The sequence below is a fragment of the Fulvivirga lutimaris genome (assembly GCF_009711525.1).
Lineage (GTDB): Bacteria > Bacteroidota > Bacteroidia > Cytophagales > Cyclobacteriaceae > Fulvivirga > Fulvivirga lutimaris.
In genome coordinates this window covers 1-18,971 of sequence record NZ_SMLV01000358.1, presented here as the reverse complement: position 1 = coordinate 18,971, position 18,971 = coordinate 1, and the positions used below count along the sequence as shown (strand labels likewise).

Below are 18,971 nucleotides of genomic sequence, written 5' to 3'. Positions count from 1 at the left end.
AAATAAATGTTGTTGAAAATATTTTAGGTGGCTATTAAATAGCTACCTTTACAGCGTATCCTACCTATTTAGGCCGGCTTTTCTTAATCATTTAATCCAATTAAAATCGGATTTCTATTCACTTTGGTGTTTATTGATCCACACTTTTAACTAAACACAAAATCAATATATGGGCAGATCACAAGAAACATTCAACAAAAAAGAAGTAAGAAATAAAAAAGAAAAGAAGCGTAAGGACAAAATCGCCAAAAGAGAAGCGAAAAAAGAACTAGAAAAATCTGGCGCACTCGATGACATGATTGCTTATGTAGATGAAAACGGAAATATCTCAGACACTCCCCCAGATCCGACTAAGAAAAAAGTAATCAAATCTGAGAGTATAGAAATCAATGTTCCTAAAAGAGAAGACCTTCCTGAAGAAGAGAAAATCAGAAAAGGTGTAGTTACATTCTTCAATGACTCTAAAGGATACGGATTTATCAAAGATTCAGAAACTCAGGAAAGTGTTTTTGTACATGCCAACAATTTAATCGACCAGATTAAGGATAATAACATGGTGATCTTTGAAGTGGAAATGGGACCAAAAGGACCAACCGCTGTAGAAGTTAAAGTTGACAGATCGTAATTATTATTCTCCCCTGAAAAGATAGAAATCCGTCTTATTGTAGACGGATATATATTCTTCAACTTTATAGGTTCAATGTGAGTAGGCAATACCTCATGGGATACTTGCTTAAAGTAGATAGAAGAAGTGTGTGTTTTTGAAAGAGAGCCTTAACAAGTGTGAGATCAAATCTTTCCTTTTTTTATTATCACACCAGCGCAGTATGCCTATCAGGTTTATAAGAGCGATCAATAAATTACCTTGACACCACTATACCCAAGACCTTTGCCAGCTCCACTTCAGATTTTTTGAGTTCACCGTGAATTCTAAACATCTTATCCTGCTCTTCTTCTGATTCAGCACTCTTCATTTTAGCCAAATTTTCAGTGATAAGCTTTTGAATAACCCTGAACTTAAGTCTGGCCACATTAGTATAAACTACAGCTTCTAGCTGCTCATTTTCATGTGGAATATGAATCTGAAACTTATCATTCCAATTTGGGCTAATTTCACGTCTTTCAGTAACAAGGTCAATAACTTCAGTTTTAACCTTGCCCTCGCTGTTGTCAATTAAAAACTTGCTGTCAATGACCTGTCCACTTTCAAGGTGTTTTTTAAAGATCTCAAAAATCTCCTTATAAATAGGTGTTATAAATTCAACATCCTCAAGCTCCTCAAGCAGATAGTTATATAGTTTAAACTCTTCTTCTATTTCGTTAAAACCATAATTGATAAGAAGTCTGATACTCTCGCGTTCCTGAATTTTAACCAACTGATTATAGTCGGTGCCTTTTACCTCAGTTTCAGTGATAAGTTCTTCAAGCAACTTCTCTCCTGTTGTCTCCTCTACCCTTTTCTTATCATCCTTTCTTCTATCAGATATAAGAATCTTATTCAACTCCGCAACGAGCACACTTTCATCCATACTTAATAAGTTGGATGACTCCTTGATATAGACAGCGCGCTTGATTCCGTCAGGTATCTTGGCGATAGTACTTACAATCTCCTTAATAGACTGAGCTCTTTTCAGCGGGTCTTTTGCCGATTCGTCAGCATAAAGCCCGGTTTTGAAATTGATAAAATCAGTGGCATTGTCCTCCAAATATGTTTTGAAAGCTGTACTTCCCAGCTTCTTCGAATAACTGTCAGGATCATCACCTTCAGGAAACACCACGACCCGGACATTCATACCAGCCTCAAGGATCATATCAATTCCTCTTAATGAAGCTTTAATGCCCGCAGCATCACCATCAAACAGCACTGTTATATTTTGAGAGAATCTGCTAATAAGCTTTATCTGCTCTTCAGTCAAAGAAGTGCCAGAAGAAGAAACTACATTTTCAATGTCAGATTGGTGGAGTGAAGTAACATCAGTATACCCTTCTACCAGATAGCAGTTGTCATGCTGGCGTATTGCATTCTTGCCTTGATACAGGCCATAAAGGATTTTACTCTTATGATAAACATCACTTTCAGGAGAGTTTAAGTACTTAGGCTTATCATCCTTTTTGAGAGTTCTTGCCCCAAAGGCCACCACCTTACCGGTAACATTATGGATAGGGAATATTACTCTGCCTCTAAAGCGGTCATACTTTTTGCCTTCATCCTTTCGAACAATGAGGCCCGCTTTTTCAAGAATGTCCTCATTATAAGCATTCTTTGTGGCTGACTGGTAAAAACCGTCCCAGGCATCAATACTATACCCAAGCTCAAATTTTTCAATGGTATTGGTTGTAAAACCGCGCTCTTTAAAGTAGCTCAAGCCTATCGACTTTCCTTCTTCCGTATGGAGTTGTTCTTTAAAGTATTCTTTGGCGTAATTCAGAACAATAAACAAGCTGTCGCGTTCATTTTGCTCAGCCAGTTGCTCATCTGATTGCTCGTCTTCTATGATCTCTATACCATATTTGGTAGCCAAATGCCTAATGGCTTCAATATAATTGAGACCATCATGCTCCATTATGAAATTGATGGAATCACCAGATTTTCCACAGCCAAAGCATTTATAAATGCCTCTATCAGGAGTTATAGAAAATGATGGAGTCTTTTCATCATGAAAAGGACAGCAGGCCCAAAGATATTTACCACTCCCCTTTCTCTTCAGAGTCACAAAATCTCCAACAATATCTTCGATATCGGCTCGATCTTGTACGGCTTGTATGGTCTGTTTAGAAATCAATAGTGGTTTTTGAATCAAAGTTAAATTTTTGAAGGAAGAATGCCGATGTATTCAACTTATTTTGTAATTCAATTGTTCTTAAACCCAAACATAAAGGCTAAATTGCGGCCAAATTAGAAACGACAAAGTAAGGAAAAATGGCATTTAAGGAAGCAGACGTTCTAAAAGCACTTTCAACAGTTGATGATCCAGATTTAAAAAAGGATTTGGTAACCCTCAACATGATCAAAGACATTGAGGTATTTAGTGATACAATAAAATTTACGGTTGTACTGACTACTCCGGCTTGTCCATTAAAAGAGCTTATAAAAAAGAATTGTACTGATGCCATTCATGAACACCTTGATAAATCATTGGCAGTAGAAGTACACATGACTTCCAATGTGACCTCTACAAGAAATGATGGTCCGATATTGCCTGGAGTGAAAAATATAATTGCCATTTCTTCTGGTAAAGGTGGTGTTGGAAAATCTACTATTACGGCTAATCTGGCGGTAGCATTAAAAAATGCTGGTGCTAAAGTAGGTGTTATAGATGCTGATATTTCTGGCCCATCAATGCCCACGATGTTTAACTGTGAAGGTGAGCAACCTGGTGTAAAGCAGGTCAATGGCAAAAATGTTATCATTCCATTGGAACAATATGGAGTAAAGCTGATTTCTATAGGGTTTCTGGCCCCCTCAGACAATGCTGTAGTATGGCGAGGCCCAATGGCAAGCTCTGCTTTAAGACAGTTTATTAGTGATACAGACTGGGGTGAGCTTGATTATTTATTAATTGACTTACCTCCTGGCACAAGTGATATTCATTTGACAATGGTGCAAACAGTACCTGTAACAGGAGCTATTGTAGTTACAACTCCTCAGAAAGTTGCTGTTGCAGATGCACGTAAAGGACTCTCAATGTTTAGACAGCCGCAGATCAATGTGCCTATATTGGGTATTATTGAAAATATGGCGTACTTTACCCCTGAAGAGCTTCCTGATAACAAATACTACATATTTGGTAAAGATGGAGGTTTGAACTTATCGGAGAAGTACGATGTTCCGTTTTTGGGTCAGATACCGATAGTTCAGAGCATAAGAGAAAGTGGGGACAGCGGAATGCCCGTTGTGCTAAAAGAAGGACTGATGGCCGATGCATTTAATGAGTTGGCAGAATCAGTAGCAAGGCAGGTTGCCATTAGAAATGCCAGCCTTGATGAAACCAAAAAAGTAGAAATGAACGCATAATGGAAACTAATACTACTGCACCAGATTTATTAGAAAGAATTGACAAGGCACTTGATGGTATCAGACCGTACCTTGAAACAGATGGAGGTAACGTGAAAATTGTGGAAGTTACCGATGATATGACCGTTAGACTTGAGCTTTTAGGCGCTTGTGGTTCATGTCCCATGTCTACAATGACTTTGAAGGCAGGTGTTGAAGAAGCAATTAAAAAAGCTGTACCTGAGATCAAACATGTTGAGGCATTGAATATAACTATGCCTGATGATCCAAATGCAAAGCTTCCTGACAATATGCTCTAGCTTTAGCCGTTAATCATTTTAATTTGATAGCGCTGAAAGAAGTACTTAACATAAGATTTTTAATAACTAGCCTGTTAATAGCAGGCTTTTTGTTTTGTTCACCATCTGCACAAGCACAACGGGGCTGTGCTACTGTTGATTATCAAAAGATACTTCAGCAGAAGTACCCAAACCTTGATACTGAAGATCAATTTGAGAACTGGCTATCAAAAAGAATCTCTGAAAATAAAAAGAAGTTTTACCAACGTGGTGAGGCCACTGTATTCACACTTCCAGTTGTAGTTCATGTTATTCATTTGGGCGAAGATGTTGGTGATGGTCTAAACATCCCTGACAATCAGATTTTTTCTCAAATTGATGTGCTGAATGAAGATTTCAGAAGACTTAACGATGATCAGGTAAATACACCTTCTGACTTTGCACCTGTTGCTGCTGATATAGAAATCAACTTTGCCTTAGCACAACGAGACCCTGAAGGGCTCCCAACTAATGGTATAGTAAGAATAAATGGAAATAAAAGCGTTTGGGAGCTTGCCGATAACTATGCCTTAAAATCTTTGAGCAGCTGGAATACTGAGGATTATCTAAATATCTGGGTAACTAATCTTGGTAGTGATTATCTCGGTTATGCTCAATTTCCTATATCTACTTTAGCAGGCCTTGAAGGTGCCAGTAATAATGCTTTCACAGATGGGGTGGTTATAGATTATCGTGCCTTTGGTTCCAAAATAAAAGATCCTAATGCCAATGTGATCAACTCCTTTGACAGGGGGCGAACGGCCACGCATGAAATAGGCCATTTCTTTGGGCTGAGACATATTTGGGGTGATGGTGGCTGTAGTCAAGACGATTACTGTGATGACACCCCTAAGGCTAGCACAGATAATGGCAATTACAACTCTTGCAACTATCCTGGGCCCAACACCTGTACCGATGAGCCCATTGACTTCCCTGATATGTTCCAGAATTATATGGACTACACTGATGATGTCTGCATGAACCTGTTTACTGAAGATCAGAAAACTAGAATAAGAACAGTACTTGAAAATAGTCCCCGAAGATTGAGCCTTACAGAAAGTAAGGGAGCAATGCCTCCTGTAGTTGTTAGCAATGACCTTGGCATCAGAAATATAATTAACCCATCAATGACTGCCTGTGGAGACTCCTATGCACCGCAAATTGAAGTCAGAAACTATGGTAGCAATGTCATTAATCAGGTCTCAGTTAATTTCTATGAGGACGATGTACTTGTAGAGACGATAAGCTCTAATGTGACACTTGGTCATCTAGATATCACTACCCTTGATTTTGGCAACCAATCAATATCAGTAACTGGTTCAAAAAAATTAACCTTCGAGGTGACACAGGTAAATGGCGCTGCAGATAATAATGCTGACAACAATATCAAAGAAACTGATATCGAATTTCCAGAAACTGCTGTCGGTCCCATTCGGCTAGATTTTAATGAGCTTCCAGAGCAGTGGACCATTAATAACATCGACCAGGTGTTTACCTGGGAAATAAAATCTGCCGATAACGGAGAGCCTGGAAATAGTGCACTTTGTGTTGAGTTTTACAACTATGAAAATGAAGGTGAATTGGACCTTTTCTCCTCTCCTGTTATCGATTTTTCCACTAAAACAACAGCACAGCTATCTTTTGAAGTGGCATATGCAAAATACCCAAACATTGATAATGAGGGGCTTCTTATCACCATTGGCCCTAATTGTGCCAATGCTCTCACGCAGGCTGATACGCTTTATTACAAGGTTGGAAATGAATTAAGTACTGTAAACAGTACCTCCGGTTTTTTCACGCCCTCATCAATTGCGCATTGGAGAAAAGAGACCATCGACCTTGCTTCCTATATTGGTGAAGAAGCATTACAAATTAATTTTATAGCCAAAAATGGGTATGGCAACAATCTCTACATTGACAATCTGGTGATTGACGATGTAAGCAACAAAATCATAGCACCTTCTCCATTGTCATGCAATCCGAATCAGGAGTTGTTGCTTGAAGTAGTAAACTCAGGGTTATCAGCCATCAACTCATTTGACGTCAATTACACTTTAGATAATGGTCCAGTTCAATCTGAAACATTTAATCTTGTTTCCCCTTTAGAACCAGGCTTTAGTACTCAGGTAAGTAAAAGCCTTAATAACCTTGATAATGGAGAGCATTTTATTGAATTGACAATTGACTTACCCAACACTTCAGACGTTGTAAATCTTAGTCACAACTTCTTTATTGACACAGCCACCGATTTTCTACCAATAAAAGAGGCTTTTGAAAATTTTGAAACCTCTGACTGGATTATAGTGAACCATGACAATCTGGTAACCTGGGAGTTACAAAGCACTGATGAGAATAACTATCTCACCATTGATAATACCGTTTATGAAAGTAAGGATGCTGATGATTGGTTGATTAGCCCTTCAATAGATTTTACAGTAGCTACTCAGGCGACTCTAACTTTTGATTATGCCTACTCAAGTGTAGGTGGCAATGAAGATGGCTTGACCCTGTACATTTCTACTGACTGTGGAGAAAGTTACTTCAGAACAGGTTTTAACAAGTTTGGAGAAAATCTAACGACAGGAGATTTCTTTAATGCTCCTTCATTAGAAAATTGGCAAACGGAAACTATAGACTTAAGCCAATTCATAACAAATGATGAGGTAAGGCTCGCTTTTGTCTCAACGAACAAAAATGGAAATCCTATTTATCTTGACAACATACAGGTATATGTGACGGATGTTTACCAAAATATTGACGAGGTCATATTCCCTAACCCTACAATTGACGGTCGATTTAGCATTGTATTTGACCTCCCACAGAAAGAATTTGTAAGACTATATTTATACGATGCTGCAGGTCATCTACTATCTACCACTCCAGTACAAAACACTCTTAATCAACGTTATGAATTTGATATTAGTCACCAGCCCCACGGTATTTATATTGTACGGGCTGTTGGTGAGTCTTTTACATTATCCAGAAGGGTAATGAAGAGTGATTAATTTTATTTTCTACAGTCATTTAATCATTTATATTTGGTTGTATTTCATCTAGCATATGAGCAATAAACTTTCTGTAGCTATCATATATGGTGGCAAATCTGTTGAACATCAGATATCTATCAATTCTGCCAAAAACATCTTTGAATATATAGACAGAGATAAATATGATCCAATAGCCATTGGAATTTCTCCTACTGGAGACTGGGTTTTAAAAGAAAGCATCGATAATCAGTTTGATGGGCAACCTCAATTGGCATTAGCACTTTCTACAACCAATAAAGGTTTTAAAAACCTAACCAATGATGAGTTTATTAGGCCAGATATTATATTTCCGGTGCTTCATGGAACAGATGGCGAGGATGGTAGTATTCAGGGATTGTTAAAATCAATGGAAATTCCATTTGTAGGAACTGGAGTACTTGGTTCAGCGATATCCATGAGCAAGCTATACACCAAGCGCCTGTTGGAAGCTGCAGGAATTCCAGTAAGCAAGTATCTCACTTACGACTACCCTCAAAAATCTGAAATTAAATTTGAGCATGTCGAGTCTACTCTGGGGCTCCCATTTATGGCCAAAGCTGCAAATCTGGGTTCATCTGTTGGTGTAGTTAAAGTAAAGTCAAAGGCAGATTTTAAAAAAGCCTTGGATGAAGCCTTCAAATTCGATAACACCATTCTGTTTGAGCAATACATTACTGGTCGAGAACTAGAATGCTCAGTGATGGGAAATGAAACTCCCGTGGCTTCTAATCCTGCTGAAATTGTGGTGAGTAAGAATTATGAGTTTTATACCTATGAGGCAAAATATCTAGACCCTAATGCTGTAGAACTTCATGTGCCTGCCAAAGTTGACGCAAGTACTGTTGCGACAATAAGAGAGCTATCCATTAAAGCTTACAAGGCCCTTAGTTGTGATGATTTTGCACGAGTTGATTTGTTTCTAACAGACAATGGTAAAATTCTTATAAATGAAATCAATACAATTCCTGGTTTCACAAACAGCAGTATGTTTCCTATGATGTGGCAAGAACGGGGTATCAGTTTTACTGATCTAATCAGTGAACTTATTGCTATTGCCCTTAAAAGAGAAGGTGCAGCACATAGAATTACAAATCAATATCAACCTTAAAACCCATTTGTTTTATAGGCTTATAAGATTTAGTTAAGTTTGGACGTTAATTTTTACACAATAAATATATCCGGTGAAACTACCCATAAGTACTGATACCCCTAAAGGCTTTTTAATCAGTGTGTTAGTTATTATAGCACTGTTCACCTTGTCTACCTTATTTTTCTTTTATGTATATCTGCCTTCATATACCAATCATGGCGAATCTATTACTGTACCAGACCTGGAGGGTATACATATGGACGATATTGATGATTTTCTTGTAAAAAGAAATCTGAGATATGAAGTGAATGACTCCAGCTATTCTGAAAAATACGAGCCGCTAACTATACTAAAGCAATACCCCAAAGCTGGATCTAAAGTAAAAGAAGGTCGAAAAATATTCATCTCAATTAATAGAGTATCACCTCCTACAGTGCCTGTGCCTGAACTTGTTGATCGATCGCTTAGAAATGCTGAAGCGGTTCTAAAAAGTAATGAATTGAATCGTGGACAAATCACTTATAAGCCAAGCCAGTTTTTAAACCTGGTGCTTGAAGTAAGTCAGAACGGTGAAGTATTAAAGCCTGGTGATAGAATTAATAAAGGCTCCGTGATTGATCTTGTAGTTGGAGATGGTTATGGTAAAAGTAACTTTGATGCACCTGACTTGGTTGAAAGCGATTTGGAGAATGCTCGCTTTATAATTTTGGGGTCAAGTCTCGAAATTGGGTTAATTACTGTTGAAGGAGATACTAGTAATAGTAAAATCATCGTTACAAGACAGCACCCAGCTGCAGGAGAGCAAGTAAAAATTGGTGATGCCATCGACCTATGGATTTCTCCAGAAGGTTATGTAGGGACTGAGGGTGACGAAGAAGATGAGGACATTTAGACTATGCGGAATGCATTAATCTTATTCTTTCTATTATCAACCCTTACTTTAAGTTATGGGCAAATAACAATAACGCCCATTCAAAAAAGTACTCCAAAACAAGCTCAAAGAAATACAAGAACAGAAGGTACCACTTTATCCCTTCCTTTCTGGGACGACTTCTCTTTTGCTAAAGGCAATGTACCCTCTGATAGCCTTTGGGTAAATAGCGAATCAGTTTATATAGGTGATGGCCTGGGACTAAACCCTCCAAGTATTGGTGTCGCAAGTTTTGATGGTATAAAATCTGATGGAGGCTCCTATGCTGGTAGCACCACGGCAAGTACTGACTCACTCACCTCCTGCCCAATAGACTTATCAGGATTAACTTCTGCAAGTAATGTTTATCTAAGCTTCTTTTACCAATTTGGTGGTAATGGTGAAACACCTGAAGACACGGACTCACTGAGGGTGGAGTTTAAAAATGCAAGTGGACAATGGATCTCTGTTTGGCCAGGAAGTGCAGCATTAGACAACTCAGGAGATTTTGTTCAGGCTTTGATCAAAGTAGATAGTGCAAATCATTTGCATGACAAGTTCCAATTTAGAATTCAAGCTTTTGGAAGACCTCAGGGTTTTTATGACATCTGGAATGTGGATTATGTGTATTTAAATAAAGGCAGAAGCCCTTCTGATAACAACTACCCTGACAGGACTATTAGCTCTCCACTAACATCAATCTTCGATGGTTTTTATGCCATACCAGCTAGGCATTATAGAACCTCTCAAAACAAAGTGCCTTCATATAAAGTAAGCTCCGTAGATAATCCTAATGATGACCCTCAGCCTTATGACAACTTTTATACCGGTAAAGTAATATCATGGAAAGGTAATGCAAGTACGACTGACGATATAGGTACTATTTTCAGAGATACGGAAAGCTTGAAAAATCCTCAGATTATTGATGAAACTATTGATAACCTATTTGACAATTTAGTTATTAATGAGGATCAAGACTCTATTTTCATAAGCTTAACTACATTTATTGATGCCACAGATAATGCTTTGGCACCTACCGGTGATTACAATGTCAAATACTCACCCATCGACTTTAGAGTTAATGACACCATTCATAATGAATATATTTTAAAAGACTACTATGCTTATGATGATGGTACTGCTGAGTTTGGTGCAGGATTAAATTTCGCTGGTAACAGTTTAGCCATTAAGTTTCCTGTGACACCAACTGTAAGTGATACACTCATTGCTGTGGATATGTATTTCCCACTCAGCCAAACAGACCCAACAGGTAGATCTATTGATATTATAGTTTGGGAAAATGATTCTGTTCCCATCAATGTTCTCATGCGTGAGACATTCACATTAGGTAGAGATCCAAAACCTAACACCTTCATTCGCTATTATTTAAAATCTCCTGTAACGCTGTCAGAGGAGTTTTATTTAGGGTATCGCCAAAATGGAAATGGGCAATTAAGTCTTGGTTTTGACATCAGTAATGTGAGCACAGATAAGGCCTTCTTTAATTTGGGTAACTTATGGCAGACAATACCTGCGTCTAATCTGTCAGGGAGTTTTATGCTCAGGCCTGTATTCGGAAATACAGTTCCCTTTGATCCTACCACTGGAGTGGATCAGGATAAAGAACAAACGTTTGTAATTTATCCAAATCCATCATCAGGAGTCTTTAATATAAGAGGAAGGTTTGATAATTTTGAGGTGTTTGATATGTATGGTAAATCAATTGTGCAACAACAGATGATTAATGAGTCTGCAACTTTTGATTTATCCACTCAATCTGACGGGTTATATTTTGTCAGAGTAAAGAGTGGCCTATCAACCAGAACCTTAAAAATTATTAAAAAATGAATCTGATCAGTACTCAAAGCCTAAAATCAAAACTTAACATTGATGGTGTTGTTGTCATTGATGTGCGCGAAAAATGGGAATATGAAGAAGAGAATATAGGCGCTTTGAATATTCCTTTGGGTGACTTACCAAAAAAATTAACTGAATTAGATTTTTGCAAAAACAAAGAAGTAATAGTGCACTGCAAATCTGGCACGCGCAGTAACCAGGCTATGAAATACTTAATCAAAAATGGCTTTAGTAATGTTAAAAGCTTAGAAGGTGGCATAGAGGCTTACCTGAAAAGCAACTAAGTGCCGGCTAGTACCACACGATCCATTCATAACAAATTACCAATTGTTAATTATTAATTAATAACAATTGGTGCTGGACTAAATGATATAATAAATATCAACAGCGAGAGCCAACCTAATATTTGTCTATTAAGATCAAGAGGCTGCTCTATTGGCACCGGAGGATGATAAACACCAAGAAAACGGCCAATTATAAACGCAAATAGCAGCCAACCGGAATAGCCTGTAAATTCTGGAAGTACAAATGGTAATGAAAACTGCAGCGTAAAAATAATTAGAGCATACATCAACGTTTCCTGATTTGATCTCTTTAATCCCTTAAGTGTAATGTATAAGAATCCAATATAGAGCGGTACGTTCCACATCAGGTCTTCCATCCCATCAAATGGTGTTATATAACCATAGCCAGCATAAAAAAGGAATATTAAAAATATACCAGCTGCTACTCTCCTATGCCAATAAGTGCCTATGAGTCCATACAAGACATGTCCTCCATCGAGTTGGCCTATCGGCATCAGATTAAGAGCTGTGACCAGCAAAGCCAAAAAACCAGCCATCAACAAAGGATAGTGCATCATCTCACTAGCGTTGGGTATTAGCTTCTTATCGCTTACAAAAGTTTCCATAAACTGCATAAGCAAAGGCTTGCCTATTGACAAATTTCCCAGCTGCGCATCAGGCTGAAAGGCAGGAAAACTCCATTTGTTAATTTCACCATTATCAACAGCATTTAGAGAGTCCTGAACTCTGGCTTCAGTGTACAGACGCTCGGCTTCACTTTTTTGAAATTCAGGTGTATAGACATAATTGGCATACTCATCACCATACTGTGCATATGATGGATGAATTTCAAATAAATAATCAAGCTCGGGAAGCGTAGCATAACCATAGATGAGCACACCTAGAGCAATTACAAACCCTGCCAGTGGGCCAGCAATTCCTATATCAAAATGAATCTTCTTAGAGATAATATGTTGCTTAATCCTAATGATAGCTCCCATGGTGCCTATAGAACCAGGAAAAGGTGGTATCGGAATGTAGAAAGGTAATGTAGTTTTTATCTTATGGTATTTGGCCATAAAATAATGACCGAACTCATGGACAGTAAGTATTAAAAGAAAAGGGATGGAATACTGCATTCCTAGAAAAAAGTCCGACATCTCATAGTCAGTGAAAGGCCATACCTTACCATTTATCCACCAAGTACCAGCAAGAGTTGCAGTAAGAAAAGTTAAAATGAAAAGGCCTAGATGCTTTAGGTATGTTTTAATATTATCGTTCATGAAAATACTCAAATAACAGATTGGGTGAAGTTACATGAAGTGTATTTATTCCCAAGTTTGAAGCGCCATTAATATTGTCATAATTATCATCAAGAAAGAGCGTCTGTTTCGGATCCAGGTTATTCTCTTGTAGAACCTGTTCAAAGATATCAGCATCAGGCTTTCTCTTCCGCATAATGTGAGAGTAATAGTCGTAATGAAATAACTGATCGAAAGACTCAATACCTGCCTTTTTACGTACATCATTGACGCATTCCATATGAATGCTATTAGTATTACTAAGCAAGTAGATATTATGCCTTTCCTTTAAACTTCTCAGCAACTTTATACGCTCTATAGGTAAATCAAGGATCATGGCGTTCCAGGCCTCATCAATAGAGTTATCATCCAATTGTTTAGAGGTAAGTGCTCTAATGGCAGTTCTGAAATCGGCATCTGTTATTTGCCCTTTTTCATATAAGTGAAATGATGGTTCTTCTTCTGAGAATGTGATAACTTCTTCCAAAGATCTACCCGACAGTTTAGCAAATGCCTTGATTGTTAATGAAGTATCCAAGTTGATAATTACGCCTCCCAAATCGAAAATTAAATTCTTAAATTTTCCTTGACTCAATTTTATATTTTTTATTGTGTAATTGTGGGCAAATATCTAATATTGCAATCCCAAATCCAACCGGCATTGGGATTGCAAAATGTGAATTTGCAATAAAGGGCCTATAGCTCAGCTGGTTAGAGCACCTGACTCATAATCAGGTGGTCCCTGGTTCGAGTCCAGGTGGGCCCACGCTGATAATCAAGCACTTACGATATAAAAATTGTAAGTGCTTTTTTATTTACATGCAATTTACATGCGGATCGGAATGAATTAGTAGTAGATTAAAAGAATGAGCTCAACTTTAAAAATCGAATTTAATTTACTTTTATCTCAATACTACAAACAAAACCCTCTCCCTCTCTCGTACTGATATCAATTAAACCCTTTAGTAAAGCCACTCTTTTTCTAATATTTGAAAGGCCTATCCCATCATCTACTAATGTGTTATTAAATCCTTTACCATCATCTTCATAGGTAATAAGTAAGGTCCCTTCAAATATATTGAGTTCTAAATCAATCGTACTTGCTTTTGCGTGGCGCACCGTATTTGTAAGTAACTCCTTCACAATATAATCGACTGACTTTTTAGTTTCTTCAGTCAATTGATCTTCAGGTATATTTGCTTCGTAATTAACTTCCAAATTGTCTGGAAGGGCATTAATAGCTTGTTCTATTGATTTGACTATGCCATATCGTTCCAAGGTATTAGATGATAAATTATGTGACACCTCCCGTACAGTTTTGGCAGCTTCCTCAAGTAATTCATCTACCCTTTGGCCCTTCTCTCCTACGTCCCTTTTATAACTCGAGTGCATCATTCGTACTGCAGTTAACACACCTCCAACACTGTCGTGTAAATCACTTGCCAATCTTGTGCGTTCTTGTTCCTGTCCAACTAAAGAAGCTTTTAACGACTCATACTCTAATTCCTTTTGTTTAACCATTAATTCCTGAACACGTCTTTTTTTGTTCAACCAGATGATAACACCAATGGCAACAACTAAAACAAAAATGAATATTGAGAGAAATATATTTCGCAATTTTCTCTGCTCACTAACCTGAATTTCTTTGGCTAAAAGTTCTTCCTTTTCTTTGGTTTGATATTTTACTTGCAGCTCATTGAGCGATTCAATTTTCTCGTCATCATAAATAGAATCTCGTAATACTTTATATTTCGTCAAGTAATCTTGTGCTAACTGCAGGTTACCTATACTCATATGCACGTCCACAAGATTAGAGAGTATGTGTATGTAATTCACTGGATCAGAAATAGAGATGGCTTTATCCTCTGCATTTTCCAAATTTTCTAAGGCTAGATTATACTCACCCATTTCTTTATATAAAATAGCTAGATTATGATAGCCTTCAAGCAGTGCTGAATTGCTATTCCTGTTAAGGCCAAGCTTAATGTATTCAGAATATGAATCAATCGCCTTAGAAAATTCACCCCTCTCTTTGTATACTCTAGAAAGATTATTAATCACAGAACCAGCTTGACCAACATTTCCTGTCTTTTCGAAAATATCAAGTGCAAGACTTAGATATTTTTCTGCTTCATCGAGATTTTTATTTTCGAATTCATTTCTTAGAAAAATACTTCCTAAACCATTATAAATGTAGGCCAGATAGATGTCATTTTGTGAGTTGACTGAATACTCTTCTGCTTTTAGATAGTATGATAATGCCTCGTTAAAGTTATTGAGTTTAAGCTGTTGATTACCCAGGTTAACATATACCTTGATTATCCCTTGTGCTTCATTAATACTTTGATAAAATGAAATGGCCTCTTGATAAATTTTAAAAGACAGAATATAATTTCCTCTGCTATTTTCAAGTGAGGCTATATTGACTAACACATTAGCCAGTCCCAAAGTATCCTGGACTGAGGAAAACTGATTTTGTGCTTTTTCCAAATAATAGAATGCACTATCCGGGAAGCCCGAATTCTTATATTTTATTCATTTTTGTCTATTGGTTTCTGCCCCTTCTGAAGGATCAATGATTTGCACAACAGCAAAAAGCAGTAGAAATAATAGTCGCATACCCTAAGATAAGAATATGCAACTATTTAGTTTTTAGTCAATATCGGGAGTAGAGGCAATTTCTTCTCCATCTGTTTTTAATGTGATTTCCTCCTCTTCGCAAGAAGTCATAACACCGGCAAACAGTAGTAAGCTACCGACAATAAATAATGATTTTAATAATTTCATAACAGGCATTTTTAGTTAGACATGGGTCTAATCTAGAAATGCCTCTATGGCTAGAAATCACCTATTTGGGCTATTGAACATCACCTATAAGTGTTAATAATTTATTGCTTTGTGTTACTTGATGTACCCTAGGGCTCTGGATTTATTTATAAGTTCCGAGATTTTATTTACCTCAAATTTCAAATGCAACTTCTTACGATAGGTGTTTACTGTATTGAAGGATATGCCTAACTCATTTCCAATTTCTTTGGAGGTTAAACCTTGACAGAGTAATGGCAAAACCTTTTTCTCCTGTTTTGTTAAATGTATTTGTTCACTCTCATTTTTACGCCTCATCTTACCCGCTACTTTACGCATCACCTCTTGCGAATAATAAGTATCTCCATTTGCTATATGCTGCATGGCCTTTATCATCTCGTCTGTAGAGTTCGATTTTAATAAGTACCCATCTGCTCCTACTTCCATGGCTTCATCTATAAAGCCAATTTCATCATGCATACTCACGACCAAAATGGGTAGAGCTGGATGAGATTTCTTTATTGATCGTATGGCTTCCAGGCCATCATCTCGTTTTTTACCCATGTCAATATCAGTGACCAATAAATCCACCTTGTTCTTTTTAATAAATGTGATAATTTCATTTCCATTACTCACCTCACCTATTATCTGAAACTGCTTTTCATTGGCAAGGATAGTTCGTCATCCCTCCCTCATCATCTGATGATCATCTGCTATTAATACTAATACCATGGCCAAACTATTTTAACATATTAAATATACTAGAGCCAGATTACGAAAACCAATGTATCACCTAAACAGGTGATTTTTAAAGCCTTTCCTATGCTGAACTTTATTTAAAAATTAATTCATGCCGTCCATAGTTGGTATAACATCTAACCCAGATAAAACGAAGCAAGAGTGGGCGTCAAAAGTACAGACAATGGTGGAATGGGAGATTGTGGCTGAACTCTGGAAAATGTTTTACTAAATCATCATATCGATTTTTACTTGTCATTTGTAAATAAATGTCGTTTTTACGTTGAGTAGCAATCAACATATTTTCAGTAATAATTCTGAATAGTCTTTCGAGTTTAGGAATAGAGAAAAAGAGCCTTTCTAGTTCCTCCTTATCAATCGTCAACATCTCAGTTTTCTCAAGTGCTTGAATAGACATGGCAGAGGGAGTTTTTTTTATAAAACTTTCCACATTTGTTACCCACCAATTTTCAATGGCAAATTGAGTTATTTTTTCATTGCCTTTATCGTCAATATAAAATGAGCGAACCAAACCACTTATTATAAAATATCTACTGGTGCATATTTTTCCTTCATGAAGAATGTACTCTTTTTTTTAAATGATTTTGGGGCTAATTTCGAGAATATTTCATCTATTTCAGCATCACTAAATTTAACATATCGATTGAAATATGTTTTGATTTGGTCTTTCATTTAGAATGATTTCTTTATTGTTGCCAACGTTTAGTACAAGAACAGAAGCAAATGTCGGGCTTCAAAATTGTGAAGTTATAATAAAATAAAAATGGGAAACAGTCCTTTGATTTATCATTGAACTACTATTATTTTCATCCTGTATAGCATTAGTTATGTTCAAGTTCAGATTTTATATCTACCCATTTTATCGACCAATTATTTTCAGAGTTCCCACTTGTAAAGAATAAAAAATTATTGTCAGGTGTTATGTATGGGTTTCCTTGTCCATTATTGTTGATCTCATCATTCAGTTTTCTTGTGTCTTTCCATCCACCATTTCCGTCACTGAAACTTATCATTAAATCAAGTTGATTGTTGATAGAAGCAAAAAGTAGGTAATCCTCTTTCGGAGAAACATATGGAGTACACTTCCTCATTTCTGTACTGGTTAAAATTCTTAATTTTTCCGCATTCTCAAACCTACCATTTAATTGTTTTGAATAATAAATATCCATTTCGCTGTAATCTAAATTACTTGCATGAAAATAAAGAGTCCCAGCATTAGTTATGGATGGGTGAGAAACTAATTTATCCCTGACGTTTGGAATATCTACAAATTTTGGTTCGCTCCATTTTCCATCAATATTCTTAGATTTCCATATATGCCAAGTTGATGGAATTCCATTAATGCCAACAGGTCTTGTAGAACTGAAGTAAAGTGTTTTTCCATCGGGCGAAAAATTCATTCCGTGCTCACTGTACTTACTATTAAAAAATGCCTTTTTAGGTGTAGACCAGATTTCATTACTTTTCTTAATTACGTAAACATCAAACTGCTCAAAATTCTTGTCGGAAATCGTATAATAATATTCTTCTAAATTAGGAGCAAAGATTCCCCTATGAATGAGTTTACCCTGAGGAACAAGTTCCTGCTTAAATTCAATTGGTTTTATGTTTGGAACTTCACTTACTAAAAATCTCATCTTGTTAATTTCCATTTCATTTTTGCAGCTCACGAAGTTTATTGCTAGAAGTATTATGATAATGAGTTCTTTCATTTTTACAATTAATGGTAATGGTTTTGCATGAAATGTAGCGTATTAAAAAGCAGGCCTGCTTCGGTTTGCAATTGAGCCAAATATAAATGTTTTGTATTTCGATCAAAAGCCAAATTTTGTATTTGGCTGAGTATGTTTAAAAATTAGCGTATCAATGCAACTCATAAAACTGCATTGATACCACTAGATTATCCTACCAAAATACGATTGAAACTATAGGCAGAATCGTAAATATTGACCCTTTACGACATCCTGAATTAAGAGATAAAAACTATGTCATTAGTGAATAAGGAGCTGAAGAGCATAACTTAGTTAAGTTATTACATCACTTCATTCTCTAGGGTTTCAAAGTAAATGGGTATAGCCTTTTCCATGTCACCTAGCATTTGATTAGCCTTCTTCTTTAAAATAATTTTGAAGATGGGGATAAATAATTTTTGTAGCTTCCATTTAACAGAAGCTTTCAGGAACATGGAGAGTTTCGTTTTATTTTGGCCTAAGGAGGTGAGTATATAATCGGCTTCGAAATATTTAAAAGGCTGAGGATTTTTTAACACTTCCCCATAACTCAATTGACCATGACCTGAAGGAGGTTTAACAGTTTCAAAAACCAGTTTTTTGTCATTCACAATGCAATAATGATCAGTACCGGCCTGATTGATCTTTTCCTCATCAAAAATAATTTCGTCTGCACCTTTATGCCAAAGGTGTCGATATCTAAATTCACTAATTAAGGGATGTAGTAAATTAATGGGTAGATTGAAATTTTTGGCTAAACCAATTTTCAAATCTAACACTTCCGACATTGAGGATTGAATTTCCAATGGACTCAAACTTTCTTTCCAGTTATCAATCTCCAAATAATTAAAAGGTATTTCTCCCAAATCTCTGTCAA

The 18,971-nt window shown here is 36.7% G+C and carries 17 protein-coding genes and 1 tRNA gene; 9 read left to right on the top strand and 9 right to left on the bottom strand.

What is annotated here, in order from left to right; genetic code table 11:
• Positions 1-169 precede the first annotated feature (169 nt).
• A complete protein-coding gene (locus tag E1140_RS09155) occupies positions 170-625 on the top strand; it encodes a cold-shock protein (protein ID WP_155182123.1) in 456 nt (151 codons plus the stop codon).
• A 235-nt stretch (positions 626-860) separates the two neighbouring features.
• Here the strand turns inward: E1140_RS09155 and dnaG are convergent, their stop codons facing one another.
• A complete protein-coding gene (gene dnaG, locus E1140_RS09150; protein WP_246202749.1) occupies positions 861-2,801 on the bottom strand; it encodes a DNA primase in 1,941 nt (646 codons plus the stop codon).
• A 119-nt stretch (positions 2,802-2,920) separates the two neighbouring features.
• Here dnaG and E1140_RS09145 point away from each other — a divergent pair, with 119 nt between their 5' ends.
• The 7 genes from E1140_RS09145 to E1140_RS09115 all read left to right on the top strand — a co-directional run bounded on the left by E1140_RS09145 (position 2,921) and on the right by E1140_RS09115 (position 11,499).
• Positions 2,921-4,015: an Mrp/NBP35 family ATP-binding protein gene (locus E1140_RS09145; protein WP_155182120.1), complete on the top strand. Its 1,095-nt coding sequence runs from the start codon at positions 2,921-2,923 to the stop codon at positions 4,013-4,015.
• The gene (locus E1140_RS09140) at positions 4,015-4,314 is read left to right on the top strand and encodes a NifU family protein (RefSeq protein WP_155182117.1); all 300 of its coding nucleotides are present in this window, start codon (positions 4,015-4,017) and stop codon (positions 4,312-4,314) included. Before E1140_RS09145 ends, E1140_RS09140 begins: the two co-directional genes overlap by 1 nt.
• Positions 4,315-4,337: 23 nt before the next feature.
• Positions 4,338-7,337, top strand: a complete 3,000-nt coding sequence (locus E1140_RS09135; RefSeq protein ID WP_155182114.1) for a T9SS-dependent choice-of-anchor J family protein — start codon at positions 4,338-4,340, stop codon at positions 7,335-7,337.
• Positions 7,338-7,392: 55 nt separating this feature from the next.
• A complete protein-coding gene (locus E1140_RS09130) occupies positions 7,393-8,466 on the top strand; it encodes a D-alanine--D-alanine ligase family protein (RefSeq protein ID WP_155182111.1) in 1,074 nt (357 codons plus the stop codon).
• A 73-nt stretch (positions 8,467-8,539) separates the two neighbouring features.
• A complete protein-coding gene (locus E1140_RS09125; protein ID WP_343034198.1) occupies positions 8,540-9,340 on the top strand; it encodes a PASTA domain-containing protein in 801 nt (266 codons plus the stop codon).
• 3 nt (positions 9,341-9,343) lie between these two features.
• Positions 9,344-11,206, top strand: a complete 1,863-nt coding sequence (locus tag E1140_RS09120) for a T9SS type A sorting domain-containing protein (protein ID WP_155182107.1) — start codon at positions 9,344-9,346, stop codon at positions 11,204-11,206.
• The gene (locus E1140_RS09115) at positions 11,203-11,499 is read left to right on the top strand and encodes a rhodanese-like domain-containing protein (RefSeq protein WP_155182104.1); all 297 of its coding nucleotides are present in this window, start codon (positions 11,203-11,205) and stop codon (positions 11,497-11,499) included. The genes E1140_RS09120 and E1140_RS09115 overlap by 4 nt, the downstream gene beginning before the upstream one ends.
• A 53-nt stretch (positions 11,500-11,552) precedes the next feature.
• On the opposite strand, the gene E1140_RS09110 is transcribed toward E1140_RS09115, so the two are convergent.
• On the bottom strand, positions 11,553-12,782 hold the full coding sequence (locus E1140_RS09110; RefSeq protein ID WP_155182101.1) for a site-2 protease family protein: 1,230 nt from the start codon (positions 12,780-12,782) through the stop codon (positions 11,553-11,555).
• A complete protein-coding gene (locus tag E1140_RS09105; protein ID WP_155182098.1) occupies positions 12,772-13,395 on the bottom strand; it encodes an HAD family hydrolase in 624 nt (207 codons plus the stop codon). The genes E1140_RS09110 and E1140_RS09105 overlap by 11 nt, the downstream gene beginning before the upstream one ends.
• 97 nt (positions 13,396-13,492) lie before the next feature.
• Here E1140_RS09105 and E1140_RS09100 point away from each other — a divergent pair.
• Positions 13,493-13,566, top strand: a tRNA-Ile gene (locus E1140_RS09100).
• Positions 13,567-13,691: 125 nt separating this feature from the next.
• Here the strand turns inward: E1140_RS09100 and E1140_RS09095 are convergent.
• The 6 genes from E1140_RS09095 to E1140_RS21445 all read right to left on the bottom strand — a co-directional run.
• A complete protein-coding gene (locus tag E1140_RS09095; RefSeq protein WP_155182096.1) occupies positions 13,692-15,290 on the bottom strand; it encodes a tetratricopeptide repeat-containing sensor histidine kinase in 1,599 nt (532 codons plus the stop codon).
• 162 nt (positions 15,291-15,452) lie between these two features.
• Positions 15,453-15,587: a hypothetical protein gene (locus tag E1140_RS21935; protein WP_281350370.1), complete on the bottom strand. Its 135-nt coding sequence runs from the start codon at positions 15,585-15,587 to the stop codon at positions 15,453-15,455.
• Positions 15,588-15,701: 114 nt separating this feature from the next.
• The gene (locus E1140_RS22025) at positions 15,702-16,280 is read right to left on the bottom strand and encodes a response regulator (RefSeq protein ID WP_343034199.1); all 579 of its coding nucleotides are present in this window, start codon (positions 16,278-16,280) and stop codon (positions 15,702-15,704) included.
• 232 nt (positions 16,281-16,512) lie between these two features.
• On the bottom strand, positions 16,513-16,926 hold the full coding sequence (locus E1140_RS09085) for a cyclic nucleotide-binding domain-containing protein (RefSeq protein ID WP_185153502.1): 414 nt from the start codon (positions 16,924-16,926) through the stop codon (positions 16,513-16,515).
• A gap of 259 nt (positions 16,927-17,185) precedes the next feature.
• Entirely contained in the window at positions 17,186-18,076 is an 891-nt protein-coding gene (locus E1140_RS09080; protein WP_155182088.1) for a TolB family protein, read from the bottom strand.
• Positions 18,077-18,396: 320 nt separating this feature from the next.
• The coding region (locus E1140_RS21445) for a hypothetical protein (RefSeq protein WP_185153501.1) at positions 18,397-18,971 on the bottom strand (575 nt) is incomplete at its 5' end.

Coding starts and splice junctions, on each gene's coding strand:
- E1140_RS09155 (WP_155182123.1), top strand. CDS start 170: ATGGGCAGATCACAAGAAACATTCAACAAAAAAGAAGTAAGAAATAAA.
- E1140_RS09145 (WP_155182120.1), top strand. CDS start 2,921: ATGGCATTTAAGGAAGCAGACGTTCTAAAAGCACTTTCAACAGTTGAT.
- E1140_RS09140 (WP_155182117.1), top strand. CDS start 4,015: ATGGAAACTAATACTACTGCACCAGATTTATTAGAAAGAATTGACAAG.
- E1140_RS09130 (WP_155182111.1), top strand. CDS start 7,393: ATGAGCAATAAACTTTCTGTAGCTATCATATATGGTGGCAAATCTGTT.
- E1140_RS09120 (WP_155182107.1), top strand. CDS start 9,344: ATGCGGAATGCATTAATCTTATTCTTTCTATTATCAACCCTTACTTTA.
- E1140_RS09115 (WP_155182104.1), top strand. CDS start 11,203: ATGAATCTGATCAGTACTCAAAGCCTAAAATCAAAACTTAACATTGAT.
- E1140_RS09110 (WP_155182101.1), bottom strand. CDS start 12,782: ATGAACGATAATATTAAAACATACCTAAAGCATCTAGGCCTTTTCATT.
- E1140_RS21935 (WP_281350370.1), bottom strand. CDS start 15,587: ATGAAATTATTAAAATCATTATTTATTGTCGGTAGCTTACTACTGTTT.
- E1140_RS09080 (WP_155182088.1), bottom strand. CDS start 18,076: ATGAAAGAACTCATTATCATAATACTTCTAGCAATAAACTTCGTGAGC.